15 protein-coding genes are annotated in these 22,338 nt (G+C 44.1%); 1 reads left to right on the top strand and 14 read right to left on the bottom strand.

Annotated elements, in window-relative coordinates; genetic code table 11:
* Positions 1–30: 30 nt before the first annotated feature.
* From QTP81_RS15060 to QTP81_RS15020, 9 genes are all read right to left on the bottom strand, one after another.
* Positions 31–2,253 (bottom strand): AAA family ATPase, encoded by a 2,223-nt coding sequence (locus QTP81_RS15060; protein ID WP_289366613.1) that lies wholly within the window; start codon positions 2,251–2,253, stop codon positions 31–33.
* A 9-nt stretch (positions 2,254–2,262) separates the two neighbouring features.
* Entirely contained in the window at positions 2,263–3,429 is a 1,167-nt protein-coding gene (locus QTP81_RS15055; RefSeq protein WP_289366611.1) for a restriction endonuclease subunit S, read from the bottom strand.
* Positions 3,426–5,048 carry a type I restriction-modification system subunit M gene (locus QTP81_RS15050; protein ID WP_289366609.1) on the bottom strand — a complete coding sequence of 541 codons (1,623 nt, stop codon included), beginning with the start codon at positions 5,046–5,048 and terminating at the stop codon, positions 3,426–3,428. Before QTP81_RS15050 ends, QTP81_RS15055 begins: the two co-directional genes overlap by 4 nt.
* A gap of 12 nt (positions 5,049–5,060) precedes the next feature.
* A complete protein-coding gene (locus tag QTP81_RS15045; RefSeq protein WP_289366608.1) occupies positions 5,061–6,986 on the bottom strand; it encodes a DNA recombination protein RmuC in 1,926 nt (641 codons plus the stop codon).
* 2 nt (positions 6,987–6,988) lie between these two features.
* Positions 6,989–10,387 (bottom strand): DEAD/DEAH box helicase family protein, encoded by a 3,399-nt coding sequence (locus tag QTP81_RS15040; RefSeq protein WP_289366607.1) that lies wholly within the window; start codon positions 10,385–10,387, stop codon positions 6,989–6,991.
* 59 nt (positions 10,388–10,446) lie between these two features.
* Entirely contained in the window at positions 10,447–11,946 is a 1,500-nt protein-coding gene (locus QTP81_RS15035; protein ID WP_289366606.1) for a sigma-54 interaction domain-containing protein, read from the bottom strand.
* The gene (locus QTP81_RS15030) at positions 11,933–12,100 is read right to left on the bottom strand and encodes a helix-turn-helix domain-containing protein (RefSeq protein WP_434532992.1); all 168 of its coding nucleotides are present in this window, start codon (positions 12,098–12,100) and stop codon (positions 11,933–11,935) included. Before QTP81_RS15030 ends, QTP81_RS15035 begins: the two co-directional genes overlap by 14 nt.
* Positions 12,101–12,282: 182 nt before the next feature.
* On the bottom strand, positions 12,283–12,786 hold the full coding sequence (locus QTP81_RS15025; protein ID WP_289366604.1) for a hypothetical protein: 504 nt from the start codon (positions 12,784–12,786) through the stop codon (positions 12,283–12,285).
* Between the two features lie 19 nt (positions 12,787–12,805).
* On the bottom strand, positions 12,806–13,726 hold the full coding sequence (locus QTP81_RS15020; protein ID WP_289366602.1) for an HD domain-containing protein: 921 nt from the start codon (positions 13,724–13,726) through the stop codon (positions 12,806–12,808).
* A 217-nt stretch (positions 13,727–13,943) separates the two neighbouring features.
* Between QTP81_RS15020 and QTP81_RS15015 the strand changes: the two genes are divergently transcribed.
* Positions 13,944–14,141: a helix-turn-helix domain-containing protein gene (locus QTP81_RS15015; protein WP_289366601.1), complete on the top strand. Its 198-nt coding sequence runs from the start codon at positions 13,944–13,946 to the stop codon at positions 14,139–14,141.
* A 921-nt stretch (positions 14,142–15,062) separates the two neighbouring features.
* Here QTP81_RS15015 and QTP81_RS15010 read toward each other — a convergent pair.
* From QTP81_RS15010 to QTP81_RS14990, 5 genes are all read right to left on the bottom strand, one after another.
* Positions 15,063–15,629, bottom strand: coding sequence for a DUF6933 domain-containing protein (locus QTP81_RS15010; RefSeq protein ID WP_289366600.1), 567 nt, complete (start codon positions 15,627–15,629; stop codon positions 15,063–15,065).
* A gap of 994 nt (positions 15,630–16,623) precedes the next feature.
* A complete protein-coding gene (locus QTP81_RS15005) occupies positions 16,624–18,633 on the bottom strand; it encodes an EH signature domain-containing protein (RefSeq protein ID WP_289366599.1) in 2,010 nt (669 codons plus the stop codon).
* The gene (locus QTP81_RS15000) at positions 18,620–19,285 is read right to left on the bottom strand and encodes an OmpA family protein (protein ID WP_289366598.1); all 666 of its coding nucleotides are present in this window, start codon (positions 19,283–19,285) and stop codon (positions 18,620–18,622) included. Before QTP81_RS15000 ends, QTP81_RS15005 begins: the two co-directional genes overlap by 14 nt.
* Entirely contained in the window at positions 19,285–21,360 is a 2,076-nt protein-coding gene (locus QTP81_RS14995) for a hypothetical protein (RefSeq protein ID WP_289366597.1), read from the bottom strand. The genes QTP81_RS15000 and QTP81_RS14995 overlap by 1 nt, the downstream gene beginning before the upstream one ends.
* A gap of 13 nt (positions 21,361–21,373) precedes the next feature.
* Positions 21,374–21,703 (bottom strand): hypothetical protein, encoded by a 330-nt coding sequence (locus QTP81_RS14990; RefSeq protein ID WP_289366595.1) that lies wholly within the window; start codon positions 21,701–21,703, stop codon positions 21,374–21,376.
* Positions 21,704–22,338: the final 635 nt, after the last annotated feature.

The raw sequence follows: 22,338 nt of genomic DNA, 5'->3' as shown, positions 1-22,338 counted from the left end.
ACCTGTTGCTTTCTTGACTCAAATTTCGAATTAGCTGTGTTCAACTTCCACAGCATTTTCACCCATCATCATAGAGAAATGCCCCTTCTGCCCCGCTTTGACAAAAATCTCGTGAAATACACGCAAGTATGCCTCGTTAGTCTGCTCACCATGACTCACGTAGATATCGTCATGGATGGAGTGCGAGCCATCGTTAACCCAAGAAAAAAGAGAGTGACATAGCTGTTTGTCTCGCCCCTCAAATTTTTCGCAGATTTTGTCCTTACCCATTCCTCCCCACATGGTGAAATAAGTCTCGATAATGCGACGCATCGTGTTTTGTAAACTGACGTTTGAAATATCTTGTCGTTTTAGGTCAGCCCACAGTAGTTCGTATGCTGAGCTAACAGGATTTTGATTGCAGCGTTGCACAATTGACCCATCCTCAGACTTCTTAACCATCCAAAAGGATTCAGAGCTCAAAACATCTCGGCCACTTCGTTTTTGATGGAAACTGATTTCTTTATGGAAATAAACGTTGTGTGTGAGTACGAAAACCTGTTTTATCTGTGACTCTCCACTCCTAGCTAATTCCATAACCTCTTTAATGAGCGTACTGACAATAAACAACACGTCGCTGTCTAGGGAGGAAATTGGGTCATCAAACACAACGACCCGGTTTGTTGTAATACCTGAGGGGGATTGAGCGCCCTTGATCAAGTAGTAAAAGTACAAGAATGTTATGAAGGTCTTCTCACCTTCACTCAATGAACGGCTCGCATCCTCACCGTTTGGTCGGATTATCCGATAGTGACGTCCGTCTTCCACTTCTCCTATTGAAAAGGATGTGAATCCGAATTTCTTTAACAGATCATTAATGGCTGTAATGGTTGGTTGAATAGATGTCGTTTGCTTTTCTAATTCGTTTACTTGATTCTGCAAACCAGTAAGCAGTTCATTCTTCTCTCGAAGTCTTTGCTCCATGCCGCCAATCGTTTGTTGAAGACGTTCTTTACTTTGGTGGTACTGCTCTAAATCACCTGACAACTCATTAAGCACATAACGCCAAACCTGTGCAGTCAGCGTTCGTTTTTCGCTGGCAATGTTGTCTACCGTTTGATTATGATCATGCGTTGACTTATTGGCCTCAGCGACCATTGTTTGCAATTTGGCCACCAGTGGTCCGATTGAGTCCAGTTCAACCTTACCGCTCGGCTCGGTAATTTTTTTATCAATTACGGTGAGATTACTTTTCAACCTCCCCGACAGAGCCTGTACGTCTGCTTCAAAAAGCTCGCTATTTAAAAATGAATTGCGAGATTCAAGGCAACCTTCTAACACCGTTAATAAATGTTCGCCCGACTGCTGATATCTTGCCCGTAAATCCTTCAATGATTGAACATCATTGTCATAGGCTTCGCTGAAAAAGGCGTTGAGCTGTTCCTCAAACTGCTCATCCGTTGACTGCTGACAGAAGGGGCAGGTATCCGGCACTTGTTCGTGATACTTACGCCCCTGCTTTACCCAGTCGCTGTTACCCAGGCGCTTGATAAGTTCGGCAATTTCTACATCCTGATTACCAATTATCGCCTTTTGTAATAATGCATTACTCTCAAACGCCACGAGTTCATCTGCAGCAATCGCCTGTAGCGGAGCAACTCGCTCAATGTCATTTGAAAAAATGGTCTGAGCTTTACGTTTTAGCTCATCCAATGAGAGGAGTTCAGCCGTATTGGCCTCATACTCTGATAAGACTCTGGCTTTGAATTTGTCAGCATTATTTCGAACTCCGATGAAAGCCACCTGAAAATAGTCATCGTGACGTTGCTTTTGCAACCAACACTTCTCTCGTAATGCTGAATCAAGATCGGACAGTTCCTGACGTACACCTCTTAGTTCACCGGAACCATCTAACTGGTTATTGAGGCTCGCGATCTCCCGAGATACCTTTTCTATGTTCGGCCTGAGTTCTTCAATCTTCTTTTCTGCCTCAACCTGATCCTCGCCCAAAGTAAAAACGCCTTGAAGACGACCATCTTGATTAAAATTGCGATCAACAAAATCCCGGTTATACACCATGCGTTCAAGCTCACTACCGCCTTGCCATAGCAACTGACAGTGATCGTGTCCCGCCTCTCCCGCAATGACACGACTGATAGTCGTTTTCCCCGTACCATTCGCACCGAAAATAAAGTTGATTGGGCGAAGGTCGTTCAGAACATTTGGAGTCTGATAGGTTGCTACCGGTGGATTAATTTGGATTTCGTTTATCATACTCTGTCCCTAGAGTTCGCCGGAAAAGGCTTTTTGGCTAAGAGCTTCAAACAACATAAAACCGTCCATGTTTTCTGAACGCTGAGAATGATTCAGCAACTTAGCTCTAATCCGTGTGTATTTTTCCTGCACCTTTATAGGAGGAACGATAAATTTAAACTCCTTGAAGGCAGACATTGGCGGAAAATTGGGAATTGCAGCCCCTCTAAAATCCCCATAAAAAGCCTTCTTAAAGCTAGGGTTTGAAAAAATATCTATGAAAACAGCATTCAACATGACTTTTTGATTCAAAGTTATCTTCATCAGCGCCTGGTTAATAATCCCTTCAGGAGAACCCAGAGGTACTTCAGCTAAACGCCCAAGATTAACTCCCGAGCAACTGACAAGAATATCTTTAGGTTTTACACTGAACGCCTTCAATTCTAGATATTTAGCCTCATCTATAAAATACCTCTGGAATGAAAAATCCCCATTTAATGCATGAAACTGCTCATAAACCAGATACCCTTCATCAACGAATATTTCCTTTTTAAGAGCCCCACCAAATGGCCCCCTTTTAAGCGCATATTTTTCATCCGAAATTAACTGTTCGACTGTCTTAGTCTCCCACCCTTTCGGATTGGTCACCGGGTCGCCGAACATATCTAAGAAGACGGCGCGGAGGAAGTCGTCGGCGAGCTGGATAGCTTGCTGGCGCTTGCGGCGTATGGCATCGGCTTTATCGAGGATGGCGGCGATACGCTTTTGCTCGTCGAGTGGTGGGAGAGGGATTTCAATATTACGAATCCCTTTCACTGACAAGTGTTTCACCGTAACGGCGGGGGTTTCGGCATGTATTTTTGCTAATGCCTTCGGCAGAAAATGATAGAGATAGGATTGATCTAAAGTATCTGCTTTAGCTGTAACTTTACATACTCGCTGATTCAATAGCGCTCTCCCGCCTTTCCATCGAGCACGATTAAAGTCTCCGTCCATTCCTATGAGCATGTCGCCATTTTCAAGCACGTAGTCTTCAGAATATTCACCTGAGTAATAGGTTTCAGATTCACCTGCCACTACATCTCGAATTCGGACCAAAGGCAGACCGTCACCTGAGGTATTGAATAAATCTGATTTGAAGGCAAAACCAGACAATATATCTACATGTTCATTCAGTGGAGCTAACGGCCAACTCACAGCATTCCCTCCAACTCATCCAGATCGGCCATAATCTCTTTTTCCAGCGTTTTAAGCTTTCCGAGTATCACTTTAGGGTCTTCGTACTCTTCCTCTTCGTACACCACTTCCTTGTAACGGTTAATGGAAAGATCAAATTTATTGCTCGTAATCTCGCCTGCATCCACCACAAAGGCTTTCTGGGTTTTATCGCCAAACGCCTGATTAAATGAATCAGCGTCAGCATTGCTTTCAATTAGCTGGCGATATTGCTTCCATTTGGTCAATGCATCAGGCAGGTCATTGCTACCCTCGCCCTTAAGTGGTGTGCGTTTATCGTCCAGCGAGTAACCATCAGCCTGTAAGTCATAAAACCACACGCGGTCGGTTGTACCGCCTTTGGTAAATAACAAAATGGCCGTGCTCACTCCGGCGTAGGGTTTAAATACCCCGCTAGGCAGGCTGACGATGCCTTCCAGCTGGTTGTTTTCAATCAGCTCCTGGCGCAGTTGCTGGTGGGCTTTTGACGAGCCAAAGAGTACGCCGTCGGGCACGACCACAGCGGCGCGACCACCCAACTTAAGTGCACGCAAAATATGCGCAACAAACAACAGCTCAGTCTTTTTCGTTTTCACCATACCCAGCACGTCGGGGTTGGTGTTGGACTCGTCTAGGCTGCCTTTAAACGGCGGGTTGGCCAGGATCACATCAAAAAAGTCTTCTTCCTGCTGCGGGAAGTTTTCTTTAATCGACTTACTAAGGCTGTCCTGATACAGAATATTGGCACCGTTTACGCCATGTAGCGCCATGTTCATGCTACTTACGCGTAGCATGGTGGTATCAAAATCGAAGCCCCAGAACATGTGCTTGTTAATGTGATCGCGGTAAGGCTCGAGCTGGTCGCCGGTATAATGCTTATTACCGTCCTCATCTTCAAAGGTACCAGCTTCACTGGAGTGTACTCGGTTTAAATATTCCATAGTGCGGGCGAGAAAACCTGCAGTACCGCAGGCAGGGTCGCACACGGTTTCGGTTGGCTGCGGGTCAGTCAGTTCAATCATGGCATCGATAATATGGCGCGGCGTACGGAACTGACCGTTAATACCTGCGGTAGTCAGTTTGCTCAGCAGGTATTCGTAAATATCGCCTTTTACATCACTTTGGGTCAGCGGCAGGTCATCGACCATTTCCACCGCGCTAACCAGCACCGATTCATTTTTAATTTCCAGGTCGGCATCCTGCATGTATTCGCCGATATGCCCCAGGGCCTGAATGGCCGAGCCTTCACCACCCAGACCATCCTGTTCGTCTGACTTTTTTCCCAGCTTGGCAAAATACGGGAACACATTGTTTTTTAAGTGGGCATGCAGCTCTTTACCGCCTTTTTGCTTGAAGTTTTTCCAGCGCAGCAGTTGCCCTTCCGGTGTATTAGGGAACAGGCGATCGAAGTCGCCACTGCCTTTGCCCAACTTTTGCAGCGACGTGGCTTTACGCTCAGCCATGTCCTCCTGCATATCGAGCATGCGGGCAAACATCAGGTAGCTGATTTGCTCTATCACGGTGAGCGGGTTGGTGATACCGCCGGTCCAGAACTTTTCCCAGAGTTTGTCGATATCGTTACGTATTTTACCTGTTAGCATTCGTTACTTCTCTTAATTGCTTTCTGTCGTTTCTGATTCGATTGATGTTGCAAGCACATCATCTTCCTGCGCGTCATTCAATTCATCACGGTTGGGTGATTGCAATGACGCAGCCTTGTTATTTCCTTCGTCTTTCTCTTCGGGTTGCTCTTCAATATCTGGAATGGGCTCGACAATCAGGCCTAAGCGCTCTGCCTCGAAGTCCACATGTGATGTCTCCAGCTGCGGAAGGCTTTTGGTGACTTTGGCCGATAGCTGACTAAACCGGTCGACCTTACCATACAAGCCCTGCTGGCCCGCCAACGCTGTCACTGTGCTATTGTAATGATTGCTGGCCGTGTTGAGGGTACCTCCCAGCTTATGTAATCGTTCTGCTACCGTGCGCACCGAGTTATAGATATCTCCGGCCTTTTCACTGATTTCACGCGCTTCTGCGTTGCTACGCTCTATCATCCACAGGTTTGATACGGTGCGAAGAATAGGGATGAGTGTGGTGTGAGATACCAGCACGATGCCTTTTTTATAACCGTACTCGAACAGATCTTTGTTGTTTTTGAGCGCTTCGATGTAGGCAGGCTCAATGGGCATAAACATCAGCACAAAGTTGGGGCTGCGCATGCCTACCAGGTTGGTGTAATCCTTCGACGCCAGATCGTCAATGTGTTTACGTACTGCCTTCACATGTTCAGACATTGCGATTTGGTATTCTTCTGGCGACTCAGCACTCACTGCCCTGTCGTAGGCGTTCAGCGTTACCTTACTGTCGATGATGATGTGTTTGCCATCAGGCAGTTTGATCAGGTAATCGGTTTGCTTCTGTTTGCCTTCCGCGTCTTTAAAGGCATCCTGTACCGAATAATGGTCGTCTTCAATCAGACCACTCATTTCAAGTGTGCGACGCAGTTGTGCTTCGCCCCAGGCTCCGCGCTGTTGCGAGTCGCCTTTTAAAGCTGAAGTCAGGTTATTGGCTTCGCTGCTCATCTGCATGCCAATTTCCAGTACCTTTTTAATTTCCGCATTCAGGTTGCTGTTGCCGCGAACGGACGATTCATGCACTTCATTAATGCGCTTCTGAAACCCTTCGATTTGCTCGCGGAAAGGTTTAAGCATACTGTCGATACTGGTTTGACTGGTCTGGCTAAAGGTTTTGCCTTTCTCTTCAAATATCTTGTTAGCCAGGTTTTCAAACTCTTTGGTCAGCGACTGCTTGGTCTCGCTTAATTGCTGCATTTGCTCTGTAAAGTGCTCTTCTTTGCGCTCAAGAGTGGTTTTGAGCTGCGTGTGGTCATTACTTAGAGACTGGTAACGTTCCTGTAAGTCACTATACCGTTGTTGCTGGTCAGCCAGACTCTGCTTGGTTTCTTTTAGCTGTTCACGTGCCTCATTATTCGAAGCCTCTAACTCCTTGGCTTTTTTGCCCTCCTGCGCCAGTTCGTCTTTGAGCTGTCCTACTGTCGAGCGTTCCTGTTGCACGTTTTGCTCCGCTGCTTTAAGGCGAGCGCGCAAGTCTTCTACTTGGCTGGTCAGCGAGCGATTGTCGGCCTGTGCGGTTTCCAGTTGCCTTTCACTACGATGATGATGCTCACGTACTTCATCGAGCGCCTTCTGCAAGGCAATCACTTCATCCTTGCGCTCTGCCAGTGCCTCATTCAGGCGTTGCTCAGTGGTTTGGGCACTCGCAAGCTGTGTTTGCAAACGGCTTTCTGACAGCGCTTTCTCCTGTAACTGGCTGGTAAGTCGGGCGTTATCTTCCTCAAGCTTCATCCCCTGATCCTTGGAAATGTCTAATGCGCCCTGCACTTGTTGCAGTTCACCGGCAAGCGCTACACTTTTTCTTCCCTGCATCACCATTGCGAGCAGATAACCTAATGCGGCAAAAGCGAAGCAGCCCAGAGAAGTGACCATAATAAGGTCAGTAGTCCATTCCAAAGATTGCATAGTTACTCCTGTGGGTGATTTGATTGCGGGCCCGATGATGGCGTTTCTTTGATGAAGGGCTTAAGAACCGTAATAAGTTCGCCAAAATCTTCCTGGCCAAACACTCCGTCGATCCCTTCATGAGAAATCGAAGTAAACGGTGCGTCGTATAAGGTTTCAACAACAATCGAGCCATGCTGAGCGATATAATTTTTCAGCAGATTCATAAATTGCACCTGTTTAGCGGTTAGCATCGGATGGGCGTGTAAAAACGCCTGAAAATGGGCTTCAATCGCCTGAGGATCAAGGCCAATCAATTCGCGTACGGTCAGATGCAATTGCTCCGCCGTTCGGCCATAGAACTCGTTTAGCACATCCAGATTGACGCCTGGGTGACTGGTCAGAATGCTCGAGGTGAGCGTTTTCAACTCACTCTCTGGGATAGTTTCTCCGTTTCGGATCCGTTGTAATACTGGATTGGCGGCCACCATTTCATCCAGTATGCCTTTTAATCTGCGACGGTAGATCAATGCCTCATTGGAGCCCGCGATTTTAACCTCGCGCTCCCTCACTTCTATACCGCCATCTGCAGTTTTAGTCGTGGGTTTTGCGTACTCACCGCCCCCTCCAGACTGACGGTATTTCATAATACCACGCAGTTCAACTCTGGCCTTTTCGAGTCGTTCGATAGTAGGACTTTGCCAGAAATCAGCGCTGCGCACTTCGCTAATTACCGCATCCTTCTGGCGAACAGCCTGAATGTTTATTGCCAGTTTATCAATTTCACCCAGTAACTGGTCACGGCCATCTTCGAAGCAACTTGCCTGTTCAATCAGGCAGCGTTCAATATCTGCAATAAGCTTGTCCAGTTGGATGGCATGTTTGTCGCCAAGGACGCGCGAAGACATCAGCGGCGCAATAGTATTGACCAGCAAATGCTGTGTACTGGCATCAAATAGCTGTAACTGCTGGGTTTGCTGTAACTGATGCACTTTACGAAGTTCACGCTTCACCGCGATACTACTGTCTGGCAAATCATGTATATCGGCGCGCAACAATGCGATAGCTGTATCAAATCCTGCCGCGTGGTTGTGCTTCAGCGCGGCCTGAGCCAGTGCAATGCGTGTTTCAAATGTGGTCTGAAGCAGCGACTTACCGCCCGTATCCTCGGGCTCCTGGTAACGCTCTTCGAAGAAGTCGAAGTTACCGTAGTGATCAAAGATCAGAAACTCAGTTTTATCTTTCCCAGGCCCAAAGAGATTTGGACGCAGACGTGTTCCCCGCCCTATCATCTGCCAGAATTTCACCCAGCTTTTAACAGGCTTGGCGAAAACCAGATTGACCACTTCAGGTACATCAATACCGGTATCCAGCATATCTACTGATATCGCGATACGAAAATCGTTATCGGCTTTTTTAAATTCTTTGATCAGCGTGTCGACATGCGGAATGGCGTTGTGAATGACCTTGCACACCTTGCTACCGTATTGCGGGTACAGCTTACAAAACAGTTTTTCAAGATGCTCAGCATGATCCTGGCGCTGAGCGAAGATAATACTTTTTCCTACCAGAGATCCGGTTTCATCCTTCAGTCCATTATTGACCAAATTCTCCAGAATTATACGGTCGGTCTCCTCACTGAAGATTTTACGTCCGATATCTTTACCTGCGATGGTGGTATTGCGAGCTTCCTCTTCACCCAGATCCTCTTCGAGCTGTCGCTTTTGTTCATCAGTGAGGTCGTTGTAGTGAATACCATCACGCAGGAAGTCGGTGGTGAGGTCTTTTACCCGAAATGGCACCAGGTAAGGTGGCTCATTGTTGATTGCAGCGTCCAGACCGAATTCAAAAGTCGGATCGGTGGTTTCACAATCAAACATGTCGAACGTATTACGGCTAATAAATTTCACCGGTGTAGCGGTAAGTCCTACCTGCAATGCATCGAAATAGTCGAATAAATCGCGATATTTGTTGTAGATACTGCGATGAGATTCATCGGCAATAATAAGGTCAAAGAAGCCCACGTCCAGCTGCGCAAAGCGGTTCATCATACCAGGATAGGTAGCGATATAAATGCGGGCACTTTGATCGATTCTGTTAGTTTCGCCTATCACACAGCGCGGCTCTGAAGGAAGGTTTTGTTTAAAGGCCTCATCCGCCTGCACCCGCAATTCTTTCCTGTCACACAAAAAGAGTGCGCGCTTGGCCCAACCGGTTCGCAATAAAAGTTCCGCCAGTGCGATAGCCACGCGTGTTTTACCCGTCCCGGTAGCTTGTATGATCAGTGCCTTACGACGCTGTTTTTGGAAAGTCGCAGCAACCGTTTTAATTGCTTCAATCTGATAAGGACGATCCGCGATACGAAGTTCAGGATTGAATTTTTCCAGCTCTGCTTCACGGTAGCTACGCTGATAAATCAGGTAATCGAGGCTGTCTTTGCTGTAAAAGCCATACACAGGTCTGTAGGTGTTGTATTGTTTGTCGTCCCAGATAAACGTCTCATAACCATTTGAATAAAAAATTACAGGACGTTGATATCCCATATCTTCGAGCGCATCTGCGTACAATCGCGCTTGTTCCCGGCCTGCCTGAAGGCTGGTATTGCCTGACTTTTTGGCTTCAACTACAGCCAGAGGCTGACCGTTGTCGCCCCACAAGACATAGTCCACATAGCCTTTTCCACTGGGGTTATTGGGAAACTCCACTTCTATTTCTTTGCCGACCTGCTCGGTATTTTTTACATCCCAACCGGCCTGAACCAGCATCGCGTCTATCAAAAACTGGCGCGTTTTCGCCTCATTCCATTGCAGGCTATCAGCCAGTTGCTGACTTTTTTCCTGACGTTGTTGCTTCTCCTGCGTGTCTGGTGTTTGATGAGTGTCTGCGTGCTTGATTCGCTCTTTTTCAAGCTGCTCCATAACCCGCTCGAGCTCTTCCTGCTGCTTTCGTAGTTCTTTTTCGTAGGTTGAGACCGATTTCTTGAGTTGACTCAGTTTGGACGAGGGATCCTGTATGTCCTCAAATTCAGGGATCTGCTCTTTGTGCTTACCGTAATACTTAATCCCCACGTACATGGCCAGTTGATAGGCCGTTCCAAGCGCCATCTGGGCATTTCGGAGATCACCCTCCGCACCATGAGCAGTGTCGTTGCCCTGTATCCTGATGAAGTTAATCTGATGGATCAGTGATTTGCTGACACAATCCTCAAAAACAGGATTCTTGATCAGCTCATAGAAGCTAGATTGCGGCATGCGCGGCAGTCTTTCTTCTTTATACACAGACTTCGTGAGCTCTTCCGCGAAGCTGCGCAGACGAGTAAGTGCACTACCCGGATCGATATGCAATACCGACTCAGCTAATCCACCAAGGTTTGCGAGAACCTCATTTTCGGGTCTCAAGAATTCGAAGTTCACTGATTTCATAAAATATATTCTTTCCATACCAACCTTAGTGCGAAGGCCGTGCCAATTTTATCCAATACTTAAGAAATACCGTATTTTTCCATCCAGTTGTTCAGTGTCTGATAATTTTTCAAACCCAAAAGCTGCGCCGCCCGGGTTTTATTTTGTCCGGTTAAAGCAAGCGCCTCACAGATGTACTCGCCCACAAAGTCACCAATTATTTCATTAATATCAATACCTTGAGAGACATCCTTTTTCAGAATATCATTCTTTTTAGCTGGCACACTAAACAGCGACTGACGAATATCATCTGCGTTGATAATGTTACCCTGACACCACAATGCAGACCGCAGTAATGTAGACTGCAACTCTCGGATATTGCCTCGCCAAGGGTGCTGAAACATAAGATTTTTTGCGTTAGGAGAAATATTTTTATGCTCTAGCTGCGGATCATTTTTCCTCATGGCATCAAGTAAACTATCAATGAGTAACGACAAGTCTCCCTCCCGCTCCCTTAATGGAGGAAGGTGCAGCACGCCCACTGCAATGCGATAAAAAAGATCTTCCCGGAAGCCTCCATTAGCAACTAATTCCATCAGATTGCGATGTGTTGCCGTAATGATCCTGACATCAACACGATGCTCCGATGTGCCACCAACTGGCACAAAGGTGCCTTCCTGAAGCACCCGCAATAATCGAACCTGTACGCTGGGTTCGAGCTCACCAAACTCATCGAGGAATAGCGTTCCGCCATTTGCCTGCTCAAAGACACCGGGCTTATCTGACGTTGCACCGGTAAACGCGCCTTTTTTATGACCGAACAGCACTGAGTCTACTAATTCATGCGGAATGGCACCGCAATTGACGGGCACAAATGGCTTTTCTTTGCGGGCACTGGCGTTATGTATTGCACGGGCAAAAAGCTCTTTCCCAGTTCCCGTCTCGCCAGTAATTAAGACAGGCACTTCCCGCTCAGCTAATATCTGAGCCTGCGCTTTTAACGCCAGCATCCTGGGACTCCTTGTCACAATATTATCGAATGCTGCATCGACAGGTGCCGTGCTCTGAGATAACTGCTTAAGTTGTTCGCTATCGATGCTCTTGGCTGCGGGCACATACTCGGCTGATAACTCAAAAGGGATTGTTACTTCTTGAACACCTTGCTCGATAGATGATTGTAAAAATGTGCACTTATAGCGCGTCTTTCCCAAGAGAATCCACACCGCCTGCATTGCCGGTGTGCCAGGACTTAACAGTATCGACAACCGAGAACACTGCTTAGATATCTCTGACAGGATCTCATTAGCGCTAACATATATCTCACCAAAATTAACAGGGGAAGACAGTTCAATATAGTGGGCCGTAACAGGAATATTAACGTGTTTTTCTAACCATTTTAGGTATGGCTCCACGAGCTTTGATGGGTAATTGTACAGTAATTCGAGATGATCAAAGTTTCGGTTTTGTAAGGTGGATACGATCGGTCCAAACTCAATCATATCCTCGTTATCTGAAGAGCTAGCCTTTAGATCATTACCACCTATCCAGCTTACTAATCGATGGGAATTATTCCTCTTCATCCATGAACTCCAGTAAATCAGAAACGCTGCAATTAAATAACCGACATAATTTATCCAGTGCATCCACATCAAATTTCTGCGCAGTTTCCCTGTACATCAGGGTTACTGTGTTTCTGCTTAGACCAGTTTCACGTAGAACGTCAGCAATTCTCATCTTTCTCTCACCCATCAAACGAGCGAGGTGGCAGCGAATCATAATTAAATCCTAATTTTGCCTACCAATATTTCAGCTTATACTACTAAAGTATAAAAATTAACGATTAACTGAAATATTTGCTACCTAACGAAATAAAAAGCGATGAATTAATATGGTTCAATATACAATGGAATTCTTGATCATTGTTGAATCATATCGTTTGAATGGGATGATAAGATTGCGATTAAAACCTTTACTTCTGGGCACAAAGTTTCGCCTTTAAATTCATTTTGGTATGTCGCTAGTAACTGGCATGCAAGTAAAAATTCGTTGGACCTTAAATAGAGAAGAATTCCGCTGTTAATTTTAGGATCATACAGGCCGGCTGCTAATTGCTCGATTCCGGTCAGTAAGTAATGCAAGGCTGCTTCGTCGGAAACAATTGGCCCGTGCTCTACGTTACGTTTGGACATGGAACGAGCCAGGCGCAGTGAGCTGAATGGGCATGCGCAATTTGCAAAAAATTGCAATATTGCCTGACTTTCAGCATTGGTCGCGGGGTCCAGATTACACTCCATAAACTTGCTCTCCAGCCAGAAAACATACTTACCTTCGGTTAGCTCCATTTGATAGTGAAATTCGTTTTTCAGAGCTTCAAGGGTCTTCTCTCCAGCTAGCGCCTCGAAATTGCAAATATCTCTCATGAAGTCTGTTCAACTCACTCTACGAAAGACGTATTGCAACAAAAACATCATTTGTTTTAGGTAACGGTATTGACCTTTTTTTACCTTGCGCACTCTCTCTGTCACTCTTTTGCAGAAGCCTGGCAATATGCGTTTTCGGCTTAAATCCAAAGCGCGCATTAGGTGAATAGCACGTCCAAGCGTGGCGGAGCTGATTGGCAAAAACCGACGCTTTTTTCTCTAGTTTACTCATCGCTGTAGCGCAGATTTCTAAAGTCAGCTGATCATGATCAACGAGTTTTCCTGTAGCAGTGCGCCGTAAATCGGACGTCATGGTTTGTGTCTTCCCGATGTCATGCAACAGTCCAGCTACTATTGCGATATCTCTATCTGATTTGCTTATTTCAGGCTCGTTTATTAGTCTCCAAGCGGTGTCAACAGAGTGCTCGATTAACCCCCCTGGATAGTTGTGATGGTGGTTGAGACTCGCTGGTGCATTCAAATATCGGATTGCCACTTGCGACTGAAGTAAAACTTCATCCAGAAAGGATTTGAGATAGGGAGTTTGAATCTCACTGGCTAGCATAATTAAATCATCAAACGCTGCTACTTTCGGACAGAGAGACCTTGGCAAAGTGGAGAGTGGAACGACGATATTATTGTGGCTATTGGCTCGCTCTAACTGCTTACATTTGAAATATGCCGTACCGTAATATTGGTCAAGTGATGCTTCGATGTGGATCAGCTGGTGTGGTCGCTCAATCACACTAATCATGTCTGCTGAGTGACAATAAACACGGAAATCACATGTAGCGTCGGACAATGTTATTGACCAATAGCACTTGTCGTTCTTTCCTGGCTTTGCCAACAAACCGGTTACGTAATACCTGCCACAGAATCGTTTAAACTTCGTTATATCAACAAGTAATGGCTGGTTAGAATCTGCGGCTCGGTAAGTCATTATTACCTCGACAAAAAGCGAAAATTTAAACAGAACGCCTTCCGTAGCAGGTATTAAGTAACACTGTCACTACAACAGCGCTTGTCTCGATTTGATCACTCAGACATAATCAGTAACGGGAGAGCTTTTTTTGACTCTCTACAGACACAATAAGAAAAAACAATGTTTCTTGTCAACCCTTTTGTGCATCTTTAGAGAGGCATTTTGGTGCTAAACAATGGTTAAATGCAACCTTTCCGCCCTAATGGGGGCGAAAAAACTTAAAATCTCTGATGTAGTTAGAGCCACTGATATAAACAGAAGTACAGTGTCTCGGCTGTATCATGAAACGACAACTCGAATTGATTTCGACACCCTAGAAACGCTGTGTAATTACTTGGAATGTCAACCCGGCGAACTATTAGAAATAGTCTGATAGTGTATATGGTTTAAGGCTAAGTACTGAATAATAATCGAATCAGTAATTAATCAGACAACAGCACCGAAAAGTGTTAAAAATTGTCGTGTCTTATTAGACTGGCGAGGAAGAATAACACCATTTTCTAAAGTACCTTCCGCTGACAAAACCATACAACTGTTCACTTTATACTCATATAAATTAAGATAAATAATTTAATAATGACAAACCAGCCAGCTATCCCTATAATGCTGCGCGTTGGTTTCTACGTTCATAATAGAGCGAAAGAAAGTGACAGAGAAAGTGGCCCTATAGCTCAGTTGGTTAGAGCATCCGACTCATAAAAAGTTGTGACCATGTATAGAAATATGCATCGGAAAACTGGGTGAATTGCTGGAAAGCTAAGTGATAACCTCATATGCCAATCAGCAGCCAAGCTTCTCAAGCGTGAGAAGAAGGTTCAGAGACTAGATGGTTCAGCACGATCTTGCTGTGTAATACATCGTTAGCGCCCGGCATCTTAACGAATAATGTCGAAGATGATGAGATAGTCCAGGCCAGTGTGAAAGCATTGGGCACCAGAATCGGCAGGTCCCCTGTTCAAGTCAGGGTGGGGCCACCACTTTCTCCTTCATTAGCTCATTTGGCTCTCTTTTTTATTCCATCCCATCTACAATGGCGTGTCACTCGCACTAGATAACTTTCAAAATTCCTGATGCTACAGGATTGCCTCACAGTCATTCCCATTTTGACTTAAAAATTCTATGCAATGCGGTCGTTGTGTAAAGCGCGACGATACAATTATCGGTTCTTGCGACGAGGTTAAATGCTCTATGTAATGCGTTGCGTGGTCTGGTGCAATCAGCAGGTGGCTGCCTCTACTTCACTTCCTTATCTATGCCGATTTAACATTGATTAAACGATTCTTTCGTGTCTTTCTTATTGAAAATACGCACCTGTTCGATGTTCATAACCAGCCAATTTGGTTAGCAATTCGGCCATTCTTTTGTCTGGCCAAAAGCAATTTTTGTGATCTTTAGTGTTACATGGACGGTGGCTAAGGTTAGCGCTATATCGATAAGGACTGATGTCTTTGATTGAAGGCCAATTGTAATACAGGTCGTAGTCTATCTCTTGTGAAATCTGGTTCATTGTGCCCTGGACTGAACGGTTATAGGTAGTATCGAATGCTAGTGGCTTCAAGTTTGCCGCAGCGACCTCAATTAACTCATGCGCGATATCGCTTTTGAGTAATGTATTGATGAGGACATCTTCAAAATGCCAGTCCAGATTTGCCCAGTCTTTTTTAAGTAGACCGGGAATAAATAAGGCAAAACGTGTCGCATCATGCACGGCTATCAGACATTGCTTTCGCTGTACGGTAATCACATTTGCATGCCAGTTGTTCCACTCGCTTTGCAAGCCAATAGAGGGTACTACAGGTGCACGCTCCTTAGCTTGCTCTGGCAACAGAGCGTAGAGTTTTTTAGTACAGTGCAGAATCATCAGCTTTCCTATCAGATGTAGCAGGTTGCGATAAACAGGTTGTCAAAATCTCGAATAGTGAAGCGGTTTTATATGCATATCTGTCAGACAACACATTTAAATGAACTAATGCAGTTAAGGTCAATTTCCAGTGTCTAAATAAGTATCCTGATACTGAATTATCAACCTCATTGGAGCATGGCACTAGTTCCCTTTTAAGTCTTATTAAATGCCTAAGAAACTGGCAATGCTTAGCCCCAGTAAAATGTGAATTAGAACCCAATTTTTCTCTAGTTTGCGCTGAGTATTGGTTAGTTCTGTTGCACCACAATTCAGTGCGAACCTATGCTCAGATATAGCTGTAAAACAACACTCAAGCACCTACCGTGACCGTTTTATCAAGGTGCTCTCCGACTAGATTTCCACCAAAATTTATTTAATCTTGACGATAGAAACATCCAACAATAGGAGCACACTTTTTGCCTCACACAACAAAATTTCTGTTATCTGATAGCTCGTTTTTGCAACCAAAAACATGCCATGTTTTGGCTGCATTGAACAACAAGAATGGTCGACTGTGCATATTCACAAAAGCAAAAAAGGTCAAGCTAAAGTAACATTAAACGCACAGTTCCAACGCTTGAAAAATGCATATTTTTGATAGAATACGCCTTTAAAAATTCATGAAATCAAACAAAAAATCGACAAAACACTCGCCATGAAAAAATTCACGAAAGCTTTATATTCATAAAAAAATCAAAATAAAGAATAGTAATGTTTGCATATTTTCTTCCCTGCTTAATAGTTCTCAGACTGAAACAGAATTTAAGTCATCGTAAAAGCCGATGAATATGCGTTTATACGACTTTTATAAATTCAACTTCGATTACCTCCTCCCCACGTTACTCCTAGATTAAAATTCTAGGTAAACGCCTTATTCGAAACTAGATAAACGTCTGGCTTAAACGCCCAAAGGAAAAAGCTTACATGAGTGTACTATGGAGTGGCAGAGCAGTTACTTTTTGAGCTGAGATAGCAAATCAAGAACACGCCTCTTACTTGCTCTCTTTTCGAGTTCATTGATCATCACTTTTTTAAGCGTTTTGTCGTTGAGATACTCACTCAATCTTTCAAGTTCATCAATCTTTAGTTTTACCAGTGGTCTTTCTGATTTATGTTCGATACGGTCAGACAGACTTCGCGGAAGATTGAGCCCTTCAAAATACAACTTTTTCTCAGCGCCAGAATTGGCGTTATCTGTTCTAAAATCGTTATTTGAAAATTCTGATGCTGGTATTACGTTTAATTTGTATTTTTCTATTAGCTTTTGAGCTCCAACATATCCACGAGCATGAGCATTGGATACCATCCGTTCAGCAGCAGCCCATTGATTGAATGTCTTGTTAGGCGCTGTAAAAACCGTCTCAGCATGAAGACACATTGCCTCAGAATTGCCGTGGTCCGCAGCCCTTTTTATCAGCTCACTGTATTCCTTTTTGTACCCACGAGCACTTGCAATCTTTGCTAACTGCAGGAAGTTCCAGCCATTGTTCGTTTCTGAACTCTTCCCCCCCCCTTTAATTCGAGCTTCTCGAGACCAAAAAATACTATTCCATTCCGCCAGCTGGCTCACTCTTAAATCAATATTCTCTTCACTTGGTAATGGAAGCCCCTGCTTTCGTGAATATTCGCCAAATTTTTTCCCTAATCCAGCAAATATTTGAACATGCTTGTTAGGCAGAATGTTGAACTCTTCGCGCAGACACTTTTCACAAAAGTACTGCCACAGCGCGACATGATCAAACACAGTATCACATGCCATTTTTCTGATGTTATTTAACGTCAGTGTATTATCATTGAGCAACCGAGCCCTGTTGCGTTCGTTGAGTTCAAAAAATCTAATCTCACTCGCAACTCCGCGTAAGACTTCCACAATAATTTTATCTGCGAGTTCAAATATAAAAACTTCTGCATCGTTCCCAGAATTGGGAGGCATGACGATGACGTCCCCACCACGCTCATCATTCTTAATATTTAACAAGTGTGCTGTAGATTCAGGTAACAGAAGAAGCGACTGGTTAAAATGCTCGCTGTAATTGGACCAGAACGCTGAACGTCCTCGCAACTGTTGAATATCTCTATCTGTCAGTTGCAATTGCCCCGCATTCTCTGCCAAGCAAATGCAGTCGATGATTCCTTTAAGGTTGTAATATCCCCCAAGCTGGAATTTTTTACTCAATATATCTCTTGAAGTTGGGGTCAGTTTCGCCCAGACAGAATTTTGCGAGTCAGGGAGACAATTCGATTCAAGTGCTGACAGCAGTTTTTCTATTGTTTCGCTCTTCTTTTCCAGTATGACATCGAAAAAATTGACTCTCTCTGCCAATGTCATTTGAGTGATACATTGTTCAACAAGCTTTTCATGTTTAGGGTCAAGGTTTACATCAATATAACCGGGAAGACTATGTAATACAGCATCTCTGATACATGACGAATCAGGCATTCCAATTTTTTCACTAAAAGTAAGCGGTGTACTTTTCTCAGAAAAAGCCAGTCGAATTACTTCTTTGAAATCCTCATCCCTAATCGCAATTAACCACTGAATTCGTGTTTGATTTATTCCTTCAAGATATTCACTCGCAACATCAAGGGTTGATATCAGGCTTTCAGGAAATCTGGACTGTGTCCCCAAAAGATAATTGGCAGCGATGTATAGTGCTAATCTAGCAACTCTTGGCAGATTACTGATCGCTTGCCAGAGAAGAAGACAAGCCCGCTGTTCCTCTGATTCATCAAGCAAAGAAAAGTCATCATTAAATAACCCTAACCACTCAACAAGGGTTACAGCTTCAGCATTACCATTCTCAATCAATTGTAGAATTTGACTTAGTCGTAAAGGGGGATACTTAGGTAATGGACGCCCTGAGAGCACAGCCTGAAGGTGTTGTTTGCTATTTGAAAGCCCTTTTAAACTAGCCAATGGTACTCTAGGAGGCTTAAAGGCAATTCCACTACTCATCGACATTTAGCAGTTCTCGTTGACCTATAATTTTTTTGAATTCCTGCCCGCGGAACTGAAACCGAAACATTACCTTTCGGTCTGATTCGTTAACTCTTAACTTATCTGCGTCTAGAGAGCCACGTCCCGACACCAGAAGCTTGCCGAAAAATTGCTCCTTGTCGGGAAAAGTCATCTGATTAACGTACTGAGAAACGCTATTGGCTCGCAAGACACTTAATCTCATATTGTGATCGAATGCCCCCTCTATGCTTGAGTGTCCCTCAAGGACAATTCTGACTACTTCGTGAGAGGTTTCCGAACTCTGAAAAACCACACTGCTGTATATTGGAATAAACCTATCTAGAAATTCTTTACCTGATTCTTTTAGCAAGTAGTCATTCTGCTCAAATAGCACTGAGTCTAAGATAGATATATCACCAGTTTCAGAGTCTGCTTCGACACTGATGTCAGCGGCTTTTAACGCATCATTTATCCCTTTTATAATCATGATCCGATTATTCTGACTTTGTTCTGCAACTTCAGAAATTTGGACTAATGCACTGATTAGTAGTAATGCAAAAATCATCAACAATGCCGACATCAAGTCCCCGATAGACAACCATGCTCCACTGTCATCTATCTCGGCATTTGTCTTATTCGCAGTGTGATAGAACATTAGGCTGTTTCCTGCTTTTCATAGCTCATATCTTGAAGACGAGCGTCAATCAGAAAGTCTGCAGCCTGGGCTAACCGGTTATGAATCTGGCTAGCCGCTTCATCAAACGACTTGAAAAATAACTCTGTACTCTGGTTAGCATCACGGAAATACTGTTCCATCGCTTTTGGAAGGCCTTCCGTAATTTCTTTAAATGCAGTGCCTGCCATCATGTATTCTTTTTTCAATTCACCTACCTGGCGACCCATAGTGTTTGCGATATCCTGAAGTTCGGACATTGTCGCTGTCTCAGTCAGACCTATGGCTTTGGCAAGCTTTTGTATAGTCGCTGCCGAGCTCTGTAAGTGCTCGTACTGCGTTGTCAGTTCCTGTAGGAGGTTATGGCGAGTTTGATATTCTTCAGTGAACACCTGTTTAAATTTCTCGACAGCTTCCACTAAATTATCACGTTGTTTTCCAAGTGTATCCTCCAATAAGTTGTTCTGTTGAGTGAAGAACTGCGTGAGGTTGGATTGGTATTGCTCTCTAAAACTTTCTAATTCCTGTTGCACTGTGCGGGACATTCCGGTGACTTTTGTATCAATGTCACCTAGACCTTGTTCCAGTTCGGTGCGTGCACTTTCCATCAAACGGCTCGCCTCATCGCCAGTTTGCTTAAGCACACTGTTCTGTTCAGCAAAGCTTTTACTGGTTTGTTCTAGTAGCTGACCAATTCTGTTTTCGGTCTCAACGAAAAGCGTTTTCTCGCTTTGCGCTCTTTTATCCAATGCCGACTCTAACTTCTCGCCCATGCCCTCAAAAGCTACTGCTGCTCGTGTTGCACTTTCATCAAAAGCTTCTCTCTGGGCAACCATACCTTTCACGCTGATATCGAGAACATCATTCACTTCTGCAGTTATACGTGACATTGTCCCTTCAGTGTCTTCTTTGAACTCTTCCAAAACCTTACGTAAAGATTCTGCAAATGTTTGCAATTTCTGCATTGTTTCAGAATTGAACTTATCGATTGTTTCGACAGTGTGACCGACTTGTTCAAGCACTGCAGCGACGTTTTCATTTAATTGGGATGAAAGTTCGTTACTTGTTTTAACCGCTGCAGAAGTCTCCTTAAGCTCCAAGGTTACCGGCTCAATTAATTCCTGCTTGATGGTTTCAACCAGTTGGTTCAACAAAGCCTGACTATTATCTTCTTTAAATTCTCGAACCGACTTCAGCTCATCTCGGAATTCACTCAAAACAGGAGTGACAGAATCTCGCATCGTTTTATCGACGGCTTCAGCTATGGTTTCAGCCATCTTCTCGCCATTGAGCGATTCGCCAAACCTATCAAACCTCTCGATGAGAATTGAAAACTGTCCCGCGACCTCTGTCATCGCCTTGGCAGACTCTATCTGGCCTTTGTTGTCTGTTTGTTCAACGATTTTGCGTAAGTAGATAAGTGGCGATATCTCGGCCAACACATTCCGCAATCTATTATTTAATGATTGCGTCTTGCTAACCTGATATCTCGCATGTACTTGCACGACTATCATAAATACAGCGGATGCCGCCAAGCCAGCAAGCGAAGTGTAAAACGCTGTCTTCATACCATCGAGCAATATAACGGCAGATTGCACCAGAGATGCGGAGTTTTGCCCCACATCATCGAAATTAAAATCTGCTAAGCCCAGAGTAATTCCTAAAAACGTACCCGCAACACCTATACTGGTAAGCAGCGCAGGTATTCCTTTTCCATTTACGAGTGGGTCAGGGCATAACACTGTCGCCAAAGGTAAGATCGTATAAAAACGCCCACCTACCTTGGTCGCACTAAACTCATTGTCTCCGTCCATCTGAAGCGAGTTTGCATACCATAACCTTGTTGGCTCTGTCTGTTGGGCTACATTTATGGTATCGCTGGCTTCAAGGTTTTTTGCAATAAGTCGAAAGGTCTTTCTTCGTTTTCCCTCTACCCGAGCTGAGTTTACTTGCGCCAGAAGTGCTAAAAAGAAAATCAACACTATCGCAGAGATGATGCAGAATGTAATTGAATCAACCCCTAGGATTGTACTGTTTAATATTATTGTTAAATCCATGTTGGTCGAACTCCTATCGAATTAGGTCAGTTAGCTCATCATCAAAGAATAGATGTCGGGCCATACGTTCTGGAATATGCTCTGCGTCATTACGAACATGCCCGTTGATGTTTAGTGGTTTAGATAAGCGAACACTCAGTAATGATTCACCATCGATATTTTCATTATCTCTTTTAAGATAGGTATCTGAAGGAAAGGATCTTAGTAATGTCGCCTGCCATGAAGATTTCTGTAACCTCAATGCATTTGTGATCGAATGATCAGCTCCAAATTCATCTCTAGCTACTTTCCAAGCATGATTTAGCGTGATGATACGCTCAACAGTTTTGAATAAATCATTCATACTATTTACTTAAATTCCCTGTACATTCGTCCTCATCGATGCTTTAAAGCATGAACAAGTTGATACCTTAACCTACTAAAATACTTCAGATTTGTCACCACTTTCATCGGATGAAATGGTTGACTAAGTCATCCGCTAGCTCGGCATAAATTCATAAGTGTCGATTTATATGTCGAATGATTTAATTTGTTCTGCACATGTGAAACCAATAACTCTCAATTGGTTAGTTTTTATGGGAGATCGGAAAGTTACTAATTATAAAAAGTCTTATTATTAAGACTTTTTTAACCGAAATAAAAAATTCACTTAACAAACTGATATCAATAGGTTTTTCGAAATTTTAAGCTGCTAAAATAAGTGTAGTGAAATTGTTTAATTTAATTTGCGAAGTTCAGGAGATGCAGATGAATCAGACAGGTACGACAACAGAGAATACAGTGCTTCTAAGTGCTACTGACGTGATGTCTCTCTTATCAATCAGTTCTACTACGCTATGGCGACACGTCAAAAAGGGAGTTTTGCCCAAGCCGTTTTACGTTGGCAAAACCAGATATTGGAGACACGCTGACATTATTTACTGTATCACCGCTGATATTGACCCTAAATAAAGTAAGAGATTATTACATTAAGGCGTC

Origin of the sequence: Neoalteromonas arenosi, assembly GCF_030362855.1 — a bacterium.
In the GTDB taxonomy this organism is placed as follows: Bacteria; Pseudomonadota; Gammaproteobacteria; order Enterobacterales; family Alteromonadaceae; genus Alteromonas_E; species Alteromonas_E arenosi.
Note: the sequence above shows the minus strand (reverse complement) of the source record. Positions and strands in the feature narration are given on the sequence as shown.